This window comes from Azospirillum ramasamyi, assembly GCF_003233655.1.
In the GTDB taxonomy this organism is placed as follows: Bacteria; Pseudomonadota; Alphaproteobacteria; order Azospirillales; family Azospirillaceae; genus Azospirillum; species Azospirillum ramasamyi.
The window spans coordinates 1,711,318-1,728,064 of the sequence record NZ_CP029829.1 but is presented as its reverse complement, the minus strand read 5'-3'; the positions used below and the strand labels follow the sequence as shown (position 1 = coordinate 1,728,064).

17 protein-coding genes are annotated in these 16,747 nt (G+C 66.3%); all 17 read left to right on the top strand.

All coding sequences use genetic code 11. The annotated features are described in order from the left end of the window. Window positions 1–44: 44 nt before the first annotated feature. The 17 genes from nuoI to DM194_RS07915 all read left to right on the top strand — a co-directional run bounded on the left by nuoI (window position 45) and on the right by DM194_RS07915 (window position 16,683). Window positions 45–533: an NADH-quinone oxidoreductase subunit NuoI gene (gene nuoI / locus DM194_RS07995; RefSeq protein WP_014248411.1), complete on the top strand. Its 489-nt coding sequence runs from the start codon at window positions 45–47 to the stop codon at window positions 531–533. An 18-nt stretch (window positions 534–551) separates the two neighbouring features. After that, window positions 552–1,166: an NADH-quinone oxidoreductase subunit J gene (locus tag DM194_RS07990; RefSeq protein WP_111066738.1), complete on the top strand. Its 615-nt coding sequence runs from the start codon at window positions 552–554 to the stop codon at window positions 1,164–1,166. Between the two features lie 2 nt (window positions 1,167–1,168). Further along, window positions 1,169–1,477 carry an NADH-quinone oxidoreductase subunit NuoK gene (gene nuoK, locus DM194_RS07985; protein ID WP_111066736.1) on the top strand — a complete coding sequence of 103 codons (309 nt, stop codon included), beginning with the start codon at window positions 1,169–1,171 and terminating at the stop codon, window positions 1,475–1,477. A gap of 9 nt (window positions 1,478–1,486) precedes the next feature. Beyond that, the gene (nuoL, locus tag DM194_RS07980) at window positions 1,487–3,601 is read left to right on the top strand and encodes an NADH-quinone oxidoreductase subunit L (RefSeq protein ID WP_111066734.1); all 2,115 of its coding nucleotides are present in this window, start codon (window positions 1,487–1,489) and stop codon (window positions 3,599–3,601) included. Window positions 3,602–3,626: 25 nt separating this feature from the next. Further along, a complete protein-coding gene (locus DM194_RS07975; RefSeq protein WP_111066732.1) occupies window positions 3,627–5,153 on the top strand; it encodes an NADH-quinone oxidoreductase subunit M in 1,527 nt (508 codons plus the stop codon). A gap of 13 nt (window positions 5,154–5,166) precedes the next feature. Then, entirely contained in the window at window positions 5,167–6,615 is a 1,449-nt protein-coding gene (gene nuoN / locus DM194_RS07970; protein WP_111066730.1) for an NADH-quinone oxidoreductase subunit NuoN, read from the top strand. 10 nt (window positions 6,616–6,625) lie between these two features. Next, complete coding sequence (locus tag DM194_RS07965) at window positions 6,626–7,420, top strand: biotin--[acetyl-CoA-carboxylase] ligase (RefSeq protein WP_111066729.1); 795 nt, start codon at window positions 6,626–6,628, stop codon at window positions 7,418–7,420. Window positions 7,421–7,451: 31 nt separating this feature from the next. Beyond that, window positions 7,452–8,225 (top strand): type III pantothenate kinase, encoded by a 774-nt coding sequence (locus DM194_RS07960; RefSeq protein ID WP_111066728.1) that lies wholly within the window; start codon window positions 7,452–7,454, stop codon window positions 8,223–8,225. Beyond that, window positions 8,222–9,937 carry a ribonuclease J gene (locus DM194_RS07955; RefSeq protein WP_111066727.1) on the top strand — a complete coding sequence of 572 codons (1,716 nt, stop codon included), beginning with the start codon at window positions 8,222–8,224 and terminating at the stop codon, window positions 9,935–9,937. The genes DM194_RS07960 and DM194_RS07955 overlap by 4 nt, the downstream gene beginning before the upstream one ends. Window positions 9,938–10,008: 71 nt before the next feature. Then, window positions 10,009–10,413, top strand: a complete 405-nt coding sequence (mce, locus tag DM194_RS07950) for a methylmalonyl-CoA epimerase (RefSeq protein WP_109086263.1) — start codon at window positions 10,009–10,011, stop codon at window positions 10,411–10,413. 60 nt (window positions 10,414–10,473) lie between these two features. Further along, on the top strand, window positions 10,474–10,728 hold the full coding sequence (locus tag DM194_RS07945) for a DUF1467 family protein (RefSeq protein WP_111066726.1): 255 nt from the start codon (window positions 10,474–10,476) through the stop codon (window positions 10,726–10,728). A gap of 24 nt (window positions 10,729–10,752) precedes the next feature. Next, window positions 10,753–11,328 (top strand): DNA-3-methyladenine glycosylase I, encoded by a 576-nt coding sequence (locus DM194_RS07940; protein ID WP_111066725.1) that lies wholly within the window; start codon window positions 10,753–10,755, stop codon window positions 11,326–11,328. A 427-nt stretch (window positions 11,329–11,755) separates the two neighbouring features. Continuing rightward, window positions 11,756–12,658: a hypothetical protein gene (locus DM194_RS07935; RefSeq protein WP_111066724.1), complete on the top strand. Its 903-nt coding sequence runs from the start codon at window positions 11,756–11,758 to the stop codon at window positions 12,656–12,658. Next, entirely contained in the window at window positions 12,655–13,122 is a 468-nt protein-coding gene (locus DM194_RS07930) for a hypothetical protein (RefSeq protein WP_111066723.1), read from the top strand. The genes DM194_RS07935 and DM194_RS07930 overlap by 4 nt, the downstream gene beginning before the upstream one ends. A gap of 141 nt (window positions 13,123–13,263) precedes the next feature. Continuing rightward, on the top strand, window positions 13,264–14,577 hold the full coding sequence (proS, locus tag DM194_RS07925) for a proline--tRNA ligase (RefSeq protein ID WP_111066722.1): 1,314 nt from the start codon (window positions 13,264–13,266) through the stop codon (window positions 14,575–14,577). Window positions 14,578–14,702: 125 nt separating this feature from the next. Continuing rightward, a complete protein-coding gene (locus tag DM194_RS07920; protein WP_111066721.1) occupies window positions 14,703–15,950 on the top strand; it encodes a lipoprotein-releasing ABC transporter permease subunit in 1,248 nt (415 codons plus the stop codon). Then, window positions 15,943–16,683, top strand: coding sequence for an ABC transporter ATP-binding protein (locus DM194_RS07915; protein ID WP_111066720.1), 741 nt, complete (start codon window positions 15,943–15,945; stop codon window positions 16,681–16,683). Before DM194_RS07920 ends, DM194_RS07915 begins: the two co-directional genes overlap by 8 nt. Window positions 16,684–16,747: the final 64 nt, after the last annotated feature.

Here is a 16,747-nt window from a genome sequence, read left to right as displayed (position 1 = left end):
CGAGCAAACGGGCGCCCGCCGGCGAGGAAGGAGACGAAGAGGCCATGGCGTTCCTCGACCGCGCGGCGCGCAGCCTGTTCCTGACCGAGCTGCTGGGCGGCATGGCGCTGACCTTGCGCTACATGTTCAAGCCCAAGGTCACGATCAACTATCCCTACGAGAAGGGCCCCATCAGCTCGCGCTTCCGCGGCGAGCATGTGCTCCGCCGCTATGCGAATGGCGAGGAGCGCTGCATCGCGTGCAAGCTCTGCGAAGCGGTGTGCCCGGCTCTCGCCATCACCATCGAGGCCGAACCGCGTGACGACGGCAGCCGCCGCACCACGCGCTACGACATCGACATGACCAAGTGCATCTACTGCGGCCTGTGCCAGGAGGCCTGCCCGGTCGACGCGGTGGTCATGGGGCCGAACTTCGAGTTCTCCACCGAATCCCGTGAAGAGCTCTTCTACAACAAGCAGAAGCTGCTGGCGAACGGCGACCGCTGGGAGGCGGAAATCGCCCAGAACCTCGCGGCCGAGGCTCCTTACCGGTAAGCGGAAGCGAGAAAAACGATGATACTCCAAGGCATCGCCTTCTACGTGTTCGCCGCGCTGCTGGTGGCCTCCGGTGTGATGGTCATCTCGGCGCGGAACCCCGTTCATTCGGTCCTTTTCCTGATCCTCGCCTTCTTCCAGGCGGCCGGCCTCTGCGTCCTGATGGGCGCCGAGTTCATCGCGATGATCCTCGTCATCGTCTATGTCGGCGCCGTGGCCGTGCTGTTCCTGTTCGTGGTGATGATGCTCGACATCAACTTCCGCGAACTGCGCCAGGGCGCGATGGAAGCGCTGCCGCTGGGCGCGCTCGTCGGGCTGATCCTGCTGGCGGAACTGGTGGCCGTGCTGGGCGGCTGGATCGTCGCTCCGAATGTCGCGACCGCCGTCGGCGCGCCGACCCCGGAACTCGACCAGGTGACGAACACCCATGCGCTGGGCCGGCTGATGTACACGCAGTACGTCTACCTGTTCCAGGCGTCCGGCATCGTCCTGCTGATCGCCATGATCGGCGCCATCGTGCTGACGCTTCGGCATCGTCCGGGTGTGCGCAAACAGAATGTCGGCGAACAGATCTCCCGTCGCCGGGAAGACGTGGTCGTCGTTCGCAAGGTCACGACCGGGGAGGGCGTGTGATCATGGAGATCGGTCTCGGACATTACCTGACGGTCTCGGCCATCATCTTCACGCTGGGTGTGCTGGGAATCTTCCTCAACCGGAAGAACGTCATCATCATCCTGATGTCGATCGAGATGATGCTGCTGGCGGTGAACCTGAACCTCGTCGCCTTCTCGACCTACCTGCACGATCTGGTCGGTCAGATCTTCGCCATGATCATCCTGACCGTCGCCGCCGCCGAGGCGGCCATCGGCCTCGCCATCCTGGTGGTCTACTTCCGCAACCGCGGCTCGATCCGAGTCGAAGACATCAACATGATGAAGGGCTGAGGCGGCGCCATGGAAGTGCTAGTCGTATTCCTTCCGCTCCTGGCGTTCCTCATCGCCGGATCGATCGCGCTGTTCGGCGGGCCGAAGGCCGAGCCGGCCGCCGCGGGTCACGGAAGTCACGGTCATGGCCATGATGATCACGGGCACGCCCGGGTCGCGCACGCCCATGACGATCATGCCCATGCCATCTCGCACGACGAGCTGGATCACGCGCACGACGATGCCCACGACGACCATCACGTCGTCGCCGGGCCGCCGACCGTCGGCGACCGCGTCTCGCAATACGTGACCACCGGCGCCGTGCTCGTCTCGGCGATCCTGTCCTGGATCCTGTTCTTCGACGTCGCCGTCGGCGGTCATCCGCGCACGGTCGAGCTGATGACCTGGATCCAGAGCGGCACGCTGGACGTGAAGTGGGCGTTGCGCGTCGACCAACTCACCGCGGTGATGCTGATCGTCGTCAACACCGTGTCGGCCTGCGTGCATCTGTACTCCATCGGCTACATGGCCGAGGATCCGCAGAAGCCGCGCTTCATGGCCTATCTGTCGCTGTTCACCTTCGCCATGCTGATGCTGGTGACGGCGGACAACCTCGTTCAGATGTTCTTCGGCTGGGAGGGCGTCGGTCTGGCCTCCTACCTGCTGATCAACTTCTGGTACGAGAAGCCGTCGGCCAACGCCGCCGCCATGAAGGCCTTCCTGGTCAACCGCGTCGGCGACTTCGGCTTCGTGCTCGGCATCTTCGCGATCTTCGTGCTGACCGGTTCGGTCCAGTTCGACACGATCTTCGCGAAGGCCCCGACGCTGACCGGCGAGACGCTGCATTTCCTCAGCTGGGACTTCAACGGCCTGACCATCGCCTGCCTGCTGCTGTTCATCGGCGCGATGGGCAAGTCGGCGCAGCTCGGCCTGCACACCTGGCTGCCGGACGCGATGGAAGGCCCGACCCCCGTGTCGGCGCTCATCCACGCGGCCACCATGGTCACCGCCGGCGTGTTCATGCTCTGCCGCCTGTCCCCGGTGCTGGAATACGCGCCGACGGCGCTGGAAATCGTCGCGGTCGTCGGCGCCCTGACCGCCTTCGTCGCCGCGACCATCGGTTTCACCCAGTTCGACATCAAGCGGGTCATTGCCTATTCGACGATGTCCCAGCTCGGCTACATGTTCTTCGCCATCGGCGTATCGGCCTATGGCGCCGCCATGTTCCACCTGTTCACCCACGCCTTCTTCAAGGCGCTGCTGTTCCTCGGCGCCGGCTCGGTCATCCATGCCCTGCATCACGAGCAGGACATGCGCAAGATGGGCGGCGTCTGGCGCAAGATCCCCTTCACCTACGCGGTGATGTGGATCGGCAACCTGGCGCTCGCCGGTCTGCCCTTCTTCGCCGGCTACTATTCCAAGGACATGATCCTGGAGGCGGCCTTCGCCTCCGACAGCGGGGTGGGGCGCTTCGCCTTCGCGCTGGGCATCGCCGCCGCGCTGATGACCGCCTTCTATTCCTGGCGCCTTCTGTTCCTGACCTTCCACGGCAAGCCGCGGATGGACAAGGAAATCTACGACCACGCCCATGAGTCGCCGGTCGTCATGCTGGTGCCGCTGGGGGTGCTGACTCTGGGCGCGCTGTTCGCCGGTGTCGGCTTCCACGAGTGGTTCATCGGCCACGACCGCGCCGAGTTCTGGGGCAAGGCCCTGCTGGTGCTGCAGCAGTACGACACCATCGAGGCCGCGCATCACTACACCCCGCTCTGGGTCAAGCTGGCTCCGCTGGTGGTCGGCCTGATCGGCATCGCCATGGCCTATATCGGCTACATCATGATGCCGGGCCTGCCGGGCAGGATCGCCGGCACCTTCCCTCGCATCTACAAGTTCCTCTACAACAAGTGGTACTTCGACGAGCTGTATGACGCGCTGTTCACCCGTCCGGCCAAGGCCCTGGGCTATGGGCTGTGGAAGGCGGGCGACGGTGCGGTGATCGACGGCGTCGGACCCGACGGCATCGCCGCAGCCACCCGCGATGTCGCGGCGCGCGCAAGCCGTCTGCAGTCCGGTTACGTCTATCATTACGCCTTTGCCATGGTGATCGGGGTCGTCCTGTTCGTCGCCTGGCTGTCGGTCTTCGGCTGAGCGGTATCGAAGGAGAACAACAACAATGGCTAGCTGGCCGATCCTGTCGTTCGCGACCTTCCTGCCGCTCGTGGGCGTCGCGCTGATCCTGCTGTTCTGCCGGGGCAATTCCCCGGACGTGCTGCGGAACGTGCGGTATATCTCGCTGTGGACGACGCTCGTCACCTTCGTGCTGACCCTGCTCGTCTGGGCCAACTTCGATCCAAGCAATCCCGGCTACCAGATGGTCGAGAAGGCGGCCTGGATCCCGGAATTCGGCATCAACTACCACATGGGCGTCGACGGCATCTCGGTGCTGTTCGTCGTCCTGTCCGGCTTCCTGATGCCCCTGTGCATCCTGGCGAGCTGGGAGTCGGTGCAGGTCCGGCTGAAAGAATACATGATGGCCTTCCTCGTGCTGGAAACCCTGATGATCGGGATGTTCTGCGCGCTGGACTTCGTGCTGTTCTACATGTTCTTCGAAGGCGTCCTGATCCCGATGTTCCTGATCATCGGTATCTGGGGCGGCCCGCGCCGCGTCTATGCCGCCTTCAAGTTCTTCCTCTACACGCTGCTCGGCTCGGTCCTGATGCTGCTGGCGATCCTGGCCATGTATTTCGTGGCCGGCACCACCGACATCCCGACCATCACCGCCACGCATTTCTCGCGCAACATGCAGCTGTGGCTGTGGCTGGCCTTCTTCGCCTCCTTCGCGGTGAAGGTGCCGATGTGGCCGGTCCACACCTGGCTGCCGGACGCCCACGTCGAGGCGCCGACCGCCGGTTCGGTGATCCTGGCCGGCGTGCTGCTGAAGATGGGCGGCTACGGCTTCCTGCGCTTCAACATTCCGATCCTGCCGGAAGCCACCGAGTATTTCGCGCCGCTGATCTACGCCCTGTCGGTCATCGCCGTGATCTACACCTCGCTGGTCGCTCTCGCCCAGGAGGACATGAAGAAGCTGATCGCCTACTCGTCGGTCGCCCACATGGGCTTCGTCACCATCGGCATGTTCGCGCTGAACCAGCAGGGCATCGAGGGTTCGGTGTTCCAGATGCTGTCGCACGGCGTGGTGTCGGGCGCGCTGTTCCTGTGCGTCGGCGTCGTCTATGACCGCCTGCACACCCGCGAGATCGCCCGCTACGGCGGCCTCGTGAAGAACATGCCGAAATACGCGGTGATCTTCCTGTTCATGACCATGGCGTCGGTCGGCCTGCCGGGCACCTCCGGTTTCGTCGGCGAGTTCCTGGTGCTGCTGGGCGTCTTCCGCGACAACACCTGGGTCGCCGCGCTCGCCGCCACCGGCATGGTCCTGGGTGCCGCCTACGCGCTGTGGCTGTACCGCCGCGTCGTCTACGGCAAGCTGGTCAAGTCGGACGTCAAGGCGATGTTCGACGTCACCCCGCGCGAGATCGCGGTGTTCGTGCCGCTGATCGCCGTCGTCCTGTGGATGGGCATCTATCCCAACAGCTTCCTGAACGTCACCTCGGCATCGGTCGAGCAGCTGATCCAGACCTACCAGACCAAGCTGGCCGCGTCGCACGCCGCGTCCGGTGTCTCGGTCGCCGCTCGGTAAGGGGTTCTTCGACATGACCGCAGTGTTTCCCGACATCTGGCCGGCCCTGCCGGAGATCTTCCTGGCACTCTCGGGCATCGCCCTGCTGATGCTGGGCGTGTTCCGCGGCGACGGCTTCACCCGTCCCGTCTCCTACCTGGCGATCGTCGCCATGCTGCTCGCCGCCGTCCTGGCGATGGGCTACGGCAGCGGCCGGATCGTCACCTTCAACGGCATGTTCGTGATGGACGCCTTCGGCGTCTTCATGAAGGTGCTGGTGCTGGTCTCGGCGGCTTTCGCGGTCATCCTCTCGCTCGGCTTCAACGAGCGGGAGCAGATGGCACGCTTCGAGTTCCCGGTGCTGATGATCTTCGCGACCCTCGGCATGCTGATGATGATCTCGGCCAACGATTTCATCTCTCTGTATGTCGGTCTGGAGACGCAGAGCCTCGCGCTCTACGTCATCGCGGCCTTCCGCCGCGACAGCGCCAAGTCCTCGGAAGCCGGCCTCAAGTACTTCGTCCTCGGCTCGCTGTCCTCGGGCATGCTGCTCTACGGTGCGTCGCTGGTCTACGGCTTCGCCGGCACGACCTCCTTCGACAAGGTGGCGGCGCTGTTCGCCGGCGGCGCCCCCGTGTCGCCGGGTCTGGTGATCGGCCTCGTCTTCGTCATGGCCGGCCTGGCCTTCAAGATTTCCGCGGCGCCGTTCCACATGTGGACCCCGGACGTCTATGAGGGTGCCCCGACCCCGGTGACCGCCTTCTTCGCGGCGGCTCCGAAGGTCGCGGCCATCGCCCTGCTGACCCGCGTGGTGATGGAGCCGTTCGGCAACCTCGCCGCCCAGTGGCATCAGGTTCTGGTCGCCGCCGCCGTGCTGTCGATGGTGATCGGGTCCTTCGTCGCCATCATGCAGACCAACATCAAGCGCCTGATGGCCTACAGCTCCATCGGCCATGTCGGTTACGCCCTGGTCGGTCTGGCCACGGGCACCCAGGACGGCGTGCGCGGCGTGCTGATCTACATGGCGCTCTACATCGCCATGAACATCGGCGCCTTTGCGGTCATCCTCAGCATGAAGGCCAAGGGCCGGATGCTGGAGGACATCAAGGACTTCGCCGGCCTGTCGAAGACCAACCCGATGCTGGCCGCGACCATGGCGATCTTCATGTTCTCCATGGCCGGCATCCCGCCGATGGCCGGTTTCTTCGGCAAGCTCTATGTCTTCCTCGCAGCCGTCGCCGCCCAGGAGTACCTGCTGGCCGTGATCGGCGTGCTGACGAGCGTCGTCGGCGCCTTCTACTACCTGCGCATCATCAAGATCATGTATTTCGATGAGCCCGCGGTGGTGGTGGACAAGGTGAACGACGACGGCATGACCGGTGTCCTGGTCGTCACCAGCCTGTTCACCCTGCTGTTCTTCGTCGCTCCGGCGCCGATCCTGAACGGTGCGGCGGCTGCCGCGGCGGCCCTGTTCGCCGGATGACGGCGGACCGATGACGTTATCGCTCGAAGCGGAGGCGGCGCGACTGCGCCTGCCTCCGGGCTTCCAGGTCAAGGCCTTCGACTCCGTCGGCAGTACGAACGACGAAGCGAAGGCCTTGTCGCGTTCAGGGGCGCCGGAAGGCACCATCGTCTGGGCCCGCCGGCAGGAAAGCGGGCGCGGCCGGCGTGGCCGGGCCTGGACCTCTCCCGAAGGCAATCTCTACAGCACGACGATCCTGCGGCCGGGCCTGCCGCCGGCGGAGGCTGCGCAGATCTCCTTCGTCGCCGCGCTCGCCATCGCCGAGACGGCCGAATCGGTGCTGGCCGATCCCGGTGGCGTGCGCTGCAAATGGCCGAACGACGTGCTGGTGCATGACCGCAAGCTGTCCGGCATCCTCCTCGAGTCGGAGCCGGCGGCGGACGGTACGGTCGCCTGGGTGGTGCTTGGCGTCGGCATCAACCTGCGGCATTTTCCCGCGACCGCCGACTATGGTGCGACATCGCTGATCGCCGAGGGGGCGCCGCCGATGGGTGCCGGGGCTCTGCTGGAGGTGTTCGCCGGCCATCTGGCGACCTGGTATGGCCGCTGGCGTGCCCATGGCTTCGCGCCGGTGCGGGAAGCGTGGCTGTCGCGCGCCCGCGGGCTGGGCGGCCCGATCGTGGTCAGGCTGGCCGATCGGACGATCCCCGGTACCTTCGCCGATCTGGACAGCGACGGCGTTCTGTTGCTTGATCCAACGGACGGCGGACCGCGTCAGCGGATCGCCGCCGGGGACGTGTTCTTCGCGCCTCCCGCCACACGCTGACCCAAGAGCCCAACGCCTTCAGGACGATGCCATGCTGCTAGCCATCGACGCCGGAAACACGAATGTGGTGTTCGCCATTTACGACGGCGACCGCCAGCGCGGCATCTGGCGCACGGCGACCGATCCCAAACGCACCTCCGACGAATACATGGTGTGGCTGACGCACCTGATGGCGCTGAAGGGGCTGAAGCCGGTTGACATCCATGGCACCATCATCGCCAGCGTCGTGCCGGGCGCCACCTTCAACCTGAAGCGCCTGTGCAAGGATCATTTCGGCTGCGAACCGGTGATCGTCGGCCAGCCCGGCGTCGATCTGGGCGCCAAGGCGCTGGTCGACCGGCCGGAGGAGGTCGGGGCCGACCGGCTGGTCAACACGGTGGCGGCCGCCGCGACCTACAAATCGCCGCTGATCGTCATCGATTTCGGCACGGCGACGACCTTCGACGTGGTGGACGCCGACGGCAATTATTGCGGCGGCGTGATCGCACCGGGGCTGAACCTGTCGTTGGAGGCGCTGCAGATGGCCGCCTCCAAGCTGCCGCGGGTGGAAATCCAGCCGCCGGAGCATGTGATCGGCAGGAACACCATCGCCTGCATGCAGTCGGGTATCTTCTGGGGGTATGTCGGCCTGATCGAAGGGCTGGTGTCCCGCATCCGGGCGGAGTACGGCGAACCCATGCGGGTTGTCGCCACTGGCGGATTGGCTGTTCTTTTCGCCAAGGCTACCCATGTGATCGAACACACCGACAATGAGCTGACGCTCCGCGGTCTCCTCCTGATCCACAAGCGCAACACGGTCCAATGACACAATCCTCCAAGACCGCCGCCGGAACCCCTGCAGCCCCGGCGGACACCTTCGTTCCGGAGGATGGCGCCCTGTATTTCCTCCCGCTCGGCGGTTCCGGCGAGATCGGGATGAACCTCAACCTCTACGGCCATCGGGGCAAGTGGCTGATGGTGGACCTCGGCATCTCCTTCGCCGACGACACCATGCCGGGCCTCGACGTGATCATGCCGGACCCGGCCTTCATCACCGAGCGGCGGCAGGATCTGGTCGGGCTGGTGCTGACGCACGCCCATGAGGACCATCTCGGCGCCGTACAGTACCTGTGGCCGGAACTGCGCTGCCCGGTCTATTGCACGCCTTTCACCGCGGCCTTCCTGCGCGCCAAGCTGCAGGAGAAGGGCTTGAGCGCGACGGTTCCGATCCACGAGATTCCGCTGGGCGGCACGGTGGAGATCGGCCCCTTCTCCGTCGAGTACGTCACCATGACGCATTCGATCCCGGAGCCGAACGCGCTCGCCATCCGCACCTCCGCCGGTACCGTCCTGCACACCGGTGACTGGAAGCTGGACCCCGATCCGCTGGTCGGCGACACCGCCGACGAGGAAAGGCTGCGGGCCATCGGCGACGAGGGGGTGCTGGCGCTGGTGGGCGACAGCACGAACGCGCTGGTTCCGGGCTCCGCCGGATCGGAGGCGACGGTACGGGCCTCGCTGATGGAGCTGTTCGGGCGCTACCGCGGCTCGCGGATCGCGGTCAGCTGCTTCGCCACCAACGTGGCGCGGCTGGAGAGCATCGCCGCTGCCGCCGCCGCCCATGACCGCCATGTGGCGCTGGTCGGCCGGTCGCTCTGGCGGATCAACGAGGCGGCGCGCGCCAGCGGCTATCTGGCCGATGTGCCGAAGTTCCTGTCGGAGCATGACGCCAGCTACCTGCCGCGGGAGAAACTGGTGCTGATCTGCACCGGCAGCCAGGGAGAGCCGCGTTCCGCCCTTGCCCGCATCGCCGGGAACGACCATCCGCAGGTGACGCTGTCGCGCGGCGACGTGGTGATCTTTTCCTCCCGCGAGATCCCCGGCAACGAGCGGGCCATCGGCCGCATGCAGAACCAGCTGGTCGCACTGGGGGTGGAGTTGGTGACGGCGGACGAAGCGGCGGTCCATGTCTCCGGACACCCGGCGCGGGACGAGTTGGTGCGCATGTACCAGTGGGTCCGGCCGCGCATCGCCGTTCCGGTCCATGGCGAGCAGCGCCACCAGCAGGCCCACGCCGCCCTGGCGGAGGATTGTCAGGTCGCCCACAGCATCGTGCCTGCCAATGGCGAGCTGATCCGGCTCGACGGGGCCGAAGGCGCGCAGGTGGTGGCCCATGTGCGGGCGGGCCGCATGGCGGTGGACGGCAAGCGGCTGGTGCCGCTCGACACGGGAATGATGCGGACGCGCAACCGCATGGTGAACAACGGCGCCGCCGTGGTGACGCTGGTGATGACCGGGAGCGGGGAACTGCTGACCGCGCCGCAGGTCGCGGTGATGGGGCTGATCGACGAGGCGACCGACCGCGACCTGCTGCTCGACGTGGTCGACGCGGTGCGTGAATCGGTGGCGATGCTGCCCAAATCCGCGCGCGCCGACGACGCCCAGGTGAAGGAGGCGGCGCGGATCGCCGTCCGCCGCTGCTTCAATGCGTCCCATGGCAAGAAGCCGGTGACGGAGGTCCATCTGGTCCGCGTCTGACGGAATTTGTGTATAACAGGCTTATCAGGACCCGCTGATGGGCCGAACGGACAGCCTGCGAGAGGACACGCATGATCGGGAAGCTCAACCACGTCGCCATCGTCGTTCCGGACCTGCCGGCGGCGACGGCGCTCTATCGCGACACGCTGGGCGCCGCGGTGTCGCAGCCGGTGGATCTGCCGCCGCATGGCGTGACCGTGGTTTTCGTCACCCTGCCCAACACCAAGATCGAACTGCTGCATCCGTTCGGGGAGAAGTCGCCCATCGCGGGCTTCCTGGAGAAGAACCCGTCCGGCGGCATCCATCACATCTGCTACGAGGTGGACGACATCCTCGCCGCCCGCGACCGCCTGAAGGCGCAGGGAGCCCGCGTGCTGGGCGACGGGGAGCCGAAGATCGGCGCCCATGACAAGCCGGTTCTGTTCCTGCATCCCAAGGACTTCTGCGGGACGCTGGTGGAACTGGAGCAGGCCTGATCCCTCCGCCGGGTGGCGCGCGGAGAGGGCAGGGGAACAGGAGAGGCGTCGGAGAGGACGATGGACAACTGGGTGACGGCGTTCTTCGTCTATGTCGTCGTGTGGTGGGTGGTGCTGTTCGCGGTGCTGCCCTGGGGCGTTCGCACGCCGGACGAGCCGGAGCCCGGCATGGCCTCCTCCGCCCCGGTCGAACCGCGCATCCTGCGCAAGTTCATGATCACGTCGGTGGTTTCCGTGCTGGTGTGGCTGGTGATCTTCGGTGTCGAGCGGTCCGGGATCATCTCCTTCCGCGAGATGGCGCGGCACATGTACTGACCCGACCGGAGAGGAGAAGGCGGGGTGAGCCTGACCTATTGCGCGGCCGCTCCCGGCCATCCGCTGCACGGCCCCTACCATGACGGCGAATACGGCTTCCCGAGCGGCGACGACCGGGTGCTGTTCGAGCGGCTGGTGCTGGAGATCAACCAGGCCGGTCTGTCCTGGCTGACCATTCTGAAGAAGCGCGCGGCGTTCCGCGCCGCCTTCGACGACTTCGACATCGACCGGGTCGCCGCCTATGGCGAGGCGGACCGGGCGCGGCTTCTGGCCGATGCCGGCATCATCCGCAACCGCCTGAAGGTCGATGCGGTGATCGAGAATGCCCGCCGCATCATCGCCCTGCGCCAGACCCACGGTTCCTTCGACGGCTGGCTGCGCGCCCATCATCCCCTGACCAAGGCCGAATGGGTGAAGCTGTTCGGGCGGACCTTCCGCTTCACCGGCGGCGAGATCGTCGGCGAGTTCCTGATGAGCCTGGGCTATCTGCCGGGCGCGCATCAGCCGGATTGCCCGGTCCACGCCGCCGTCCTGGCGCAGAGTCCGCCCTGGAAAGCCGCGGTGGACGCCGGCTATCGCGGGTATGAGCCCATGAAATAAGCAAAGCTCCGGTCAGAACGGCGGCAATCGCCGAAGGGCTGGGCAAAAATGCAAAAACTTTGTGCATGGCAGGGTTCTGCCCGTGTTTTAGGCTTGCCATGCCTGCAGCTCGGGTTCACTCTTTTCCTTGTGATGAGGGAGGTTTTCCTCCCTTTCCGACGCCTGGTGGCGATTCCTCCCTAAACTCGACAGGCCGCGCCGCGTTCCGCCGCGCGGCCTTTCTTTATCCGTTATCTCGATTGTTTGTCTGCGGACAGAAGATTTCCGCTGCGGGTCCAGAAAGCGTTAACGGTTTCCTTGGTAGCGTGCTCGGATAAACTCTGCCCTGGGGTTTTCCCCTATCCGGCGAACACGGCGGCAGGAACGCCGCCAGGAGGCAAGCGCCGCCCGGGCGGCCGTTAGAAGAAGGACGACAGTCGAGGCGCCGATGGCCGCGAACGAAAACGAACGCTTCGATCAGTTCGCCGCGGTTCTGACGACCGAACTGTTGGAGCGGACCAGGAAAAGCATGGAGTTGCTGGCGCCGGATCAGCAGCCCTGCTCCCTGCTGCCTTTCATCCAGACGCCGTCCTTCGTGGAATTCTATCAGGAACTGGTGCGCGTCGGCATCCTGCCGGTGGTGCTCAGCCGTCGTCCGGTCCGCGCCATCGTCGGCGACGTCGATTGGGGGCGCGAGGGCCGCGAATATCTGCTGACCGTCCTCGACGACCGCTCCAACGCCGTCTTCACCGCCTGGGAATATGCCTGGGATTCGCTGTGGGACGAGCGCAAGGTCGGGCAGGACGGCGGTGGGGCCGGGGGCGGCGCCAAGCCGAAGAAGGGCTTTTTCAGCGCCCTGTTCGGCCGCAAGCGCGAGGAGAGGAACGACGGCGGCCATGGCGGCGGTGCGGAGGGCGGCGTGATGGCCGGACTGCACATCATGCTGACCGAACTGGCGGAGAAGCGCGGTTTCCTGCCGTTGTTCCACGACGACGTCCGCATCCTGAAGGCGCTGCCGCGGCTGAAGCCCGGCCGGGTCGCCCAGGCGTGGAAGGAGATCTCGCAGTACCATCACCAGGAATTCCATCTGCCTGAACCGGAACAGGCGAAGCCGGGCGTGACTTCCGACTGTCTGCAGAAATGGCATTACAATCTGCCGGACAAGATCGGCGAGTTCCTGGTGCTGAAGGCCGCGGTGGACCTGGAGCATGTGAACAAGCCCTTCATCGGCAAATACATCCGCCAGTCGGCGCGGACCCAGGAGGAGGCCGAAAAAGGAATGCCCTACCTGTCGCTCTACTGGAAAGCCATGCGCAACCCGGCCATGCAGGCCGAGCGGCACACGCTGTGACGGCGCCGAAGGCCCTGCGCGCCGGGCTGGCGGCCTGCATGCTGGTTCTGGCGGCCGGCTCCGCATCGGCGCAATCGCCGCCGCAGTTGTCCGGCCCCATTCCGCTGACCCCCGATGCCGCCCGCGAGCGGCCGGTGATCGACCTGTCGCTGTGCCAGCGGCTGACCCGCCATGTGCCGGCCGCCGACGTCGAATACCGGCCGGGGGTGGATGTGAGGGGACGCCCGGTGGCGCCGGCCGACCTGCCGGGCAGCGCCGGCGCGCAACCGCCCATTCCCATCGACCTGCCGCTGTCGGTCGATCTCGCCCGGCAGATGGGCATCGCCCTGCCGTCGGTGCCGTTCCTGCCCGACGACGTGACCTCGGTCTGGCTCAGCGTCGTCGGCGACCGGCTCTACCTCAACGGCCAGCCGATCGATCCGGGAGCGGAGGATCGCCTCTACGCCTATTGCCGCGCCCGCTAGCGGCCGGGAGGGATGCGGGGGCTTACAGTGGACAAGCGGGGGCGACCTTCCTAAAGTCGCTCACCCGCCGCCGCGTCCGCTCCTGTGCGCAAGAGCCGCGCGCGCGGCCTTGTCGAACACCTCGCACACGAGAGCAGAGCCATGCGGCTGTCCAGCTTCTTCATGCCGACCCTCAAGGAGACCCCGACCGAGGCGCAGATCGTCTCGCACCGCCTGATGCTGCGGGCCGGGATGATCCGCCAGACCAGCGCCGGCATCTATGCGTGGCTGCCGCTGGGCTATCGGGTTCTGCGCAAGATCGAGCAGATCGTCCGCGAGGAGCAGGACGCCGCCGGCGCGCAGGAACTGCTGATGCCGACGATCCAGTCGGCCGAACTGTGGCGCGAGAGCGGCCGCTACGACGATTACGGCAAGGAGATGCTGCGCATCACCGACCGTCACGACCGCGAGATGCTGTTCGGCCCGACGAACGAGGAGATGATCACCGACATCTTCCGCTCCTTCGTCAAGAGCTACCGCCAGCTGCCGCTGAACCTCTACCATATCCAGTGGAAGTTCCGTGACGAGATCCGCCCGCGCTTCGGCGTGATGCGCGGCCGCGAGTTCCTGATGAAGGACGCCTATTCCTTCGACGTCGACGCGGCCGGCGCCCGCCGCTCCTACCAGAAGATGTTCCTGGCCTATCTGCGCACCTTCGCCCGCATGGGTCTGAAGGCGATTCCGATGCGCGCCGACACCGGCCCGATCGGCGGCGACCTGAGCCACGAATTCATCATCCTGGCCGAGACCGGCGAGAGCGGCGTGTTCTGCCACAAGGACTGGATGAACCTGGACGTGCTGAAGGACGCCCCCGGCATGGAGGACGACCTGCAGCCCTTCTTCGACCGCGTCACCGCCATCTACGCGGCGACCGACGAGAAGCACGACCCGGCCAACAGCCCGGTGCCGGAGTCGGAACTGGTGTCGGCCCGCGGCATCGAGGTCGGCCACATCTTCAACTTCGGCACCAAATACTCCAAGCCGATGAACGCGGTGGTCGCCGGCCCGAACGGCGAGTCTATCCCGGTGGAGATGGGCAGCTACGGCATCGGCGTGTCGCGCCTGATGGGCGCGATCATCGAGGCCAGCCACGACGACAACGGCATCATCTGGCCGGACGCGGTGGCTCCGTTCAACGTCGGCCTGATCAACCTGAAGTCCGGCGACGCCGAGACCGACCGCGTCTGTGGCGATCTGTACGCGAAGCTGGAGGCCGCCGGGCTGGAGGTCGCCTATGACGACCGCGACGAGCGCCCCGGCGCCAAGTTCGCCGACATGGACCTGATCGGCGTTCCCTGGCAGCTGGTCGTCGGCCCGCGCGGCCTGAAGAACGGCGTCGTCGAGCTGAAGCGCCGCGCCACCGGCGAGAAGGAAGAACTGCCGGTCGAGGCGGCGCTGGCGAAGCTGCTGGGCTGATCGGTTTAACCCGATGAGGAAGCCCGGATCCCCGTAGCCCGGCGATCCGGGCTTCGCCCTTTTCCCGCCATGCTCACGTTCTTATGTAGGGCATCGTTCCAGCCCACCCACAGGACCCCAGCCGCATGATCTTCAACGCCTTCGAACGCATGGTCGCAATGCGTTACCTCCGGGCGCGCCGCCAGGAAGGGTTCATCTCGGTCATCGCGGGGTTCTCGCTGCTGGGCATCGCGCTCGGCGTGGCGACGCTCATCATCGTGATGGCGGTGATGAACGGCTTCCGGGCGGAACTTCTGGGCCGCGTGCTCGGCCTCAACGGGCACCTCAACGTCTACAACATGCGCGGCGGGCCACTGCCGGACTTCGACATCCTGGCCGGCAAGCTGCGCAACACGCCCGGCGTCAACACCGCCACCCCGACCGTGGAAGGCCAGGCGCTGGTGTCGGTGCGCGGCGTCGCGTCGGGCGCGGTCATCCGCGGCGTGCGGGCGGAAGACTTCAGGAAGCGGCCGACGCTCGCCGACAACGTCATCCGCGGCTCGGCCGAGGAATTCGGGGACGACCGCATCGCCATCGGCTCGCGCATGGCCCAGCGGCTGGGCTTGAGCATCGGCGACCAGATCACGCTGATCGCGCCGCAGGGCAACGTCACCGCCTTCGGCACCGTGCCGCGGATGCGCAGCTATCCCATCGGCGCGATCTTCGACGTCGGCATGTTCGAATACGACAACAGCTTCATCTTCCTGCCGCTGGAGGAGGCGCAGGCCTTCTTCCGCACCGGAGACGCCGTGACCTCGCTGGAGGTCTTCGTGGACGATCCGATGCAGATCGCCGCCGCGCGTGCCGCCGTCCAGTCGGCGGTGGCCGGGGAAGGGCGGGTGGTCGACTGGCAGCAGTCGAACGCCAGCTTCTTCACCGCCCTTCAGGTCGAACGCAACGTGATGTTCCTGATCCTGTCGCTGATCATCATGGTCGCGGCCTTCAACATCATCTCCAGCCTGATCATGCTGGTGAAGGACAAGGGGCGCGACATCGCGATCCTGCGCACCATGGGGGCGACGCGCGGCATGATCATGCGCATCTTCTTCCTGTCCGGCGCCAGCGTGGGCGTGACGGGGACGCTGCTGGGGCTGGCGCTCGGCGTGTCCTTCGCGCTCAACATCGAGGGCATCCGGCAGGTCATCCAGAGCCTGACCGGCACCAACCTGTTCAACGCCGAGATCTATTTCCTCTCCCACCTGCCGGCCAAGATCGACTGGAGCGAGGTGGTGCAGGTGACGCTGATGGCGTTGGGCCTGTCCTTCGCCGCCACCATCTACCCGTCCTGGCGCGCCGCCCGGCTCGATCCGGTGGAGGCCCTGCGCTATGAGTGACGCCATCATGCAGCCGATGCTGGAGTTGTCGGGCATCGTCCGCCGCTTCGAACAGGCGGGCGAGACGCTGGAGGTGCTGCGCGGGGTCGAGCTGACCGTCGGCGCCGGCGAACTGGTGGCGCTGGTCGGCCCGTCGGGCGCGGGCAAATCGACGCTGCTGCACATCGCCGGCCTGCTGGAGCGGCCCACGGACGGCACGGTGCGCATCGCCGGCACCGACGTGTCGAACCTGGACGACGGCAAGCGGACCGAGGTGCGGCGGCGCTCCATCGGCTTCGTCTACCAGTTCCACCATCTGCTGCCGGAATTCACTGCGCGGGAGAACATCGTCCTGCCGCAGATGATCGCCGGCGTTTCCAAATCCGTCGCCAGGCAGCGCGCGGACGAGCTTCTGCGCATGGTCGGGCTGGAGCAGCGCGGCACCCACCGTCCGGCCCGCCTGTCGGGCGGCGAGCAGCAGCGCGTCGCCATCGCCCGCGCGCTCGCCAACGCCCCGTCGCTGCTGATCGCCGACGAGCCGACCGGCAACCTCGACCCGCACACCGCGGAACATGTCTTCACCATGCTGTCGGCCATCGTCCGTCAGGCCAAGGTGGGGGCCCTGGTCGCGACGCATAATCTGGACCTCGCCCGCCGCATGGATCGGGTTCTGGAGATGCGCGACGGCCGGCTGGTCGAATACCAGCCGTCGGAACTGGTCCCGCTGGCCGAGGCGGCGCCCGAGGCGTCATAGGCCGAAAGCGCTCATCCCCCCCGGTTGCCAAGCCGGTGCCGTGCCCCCACTCTCAAGCGCGACC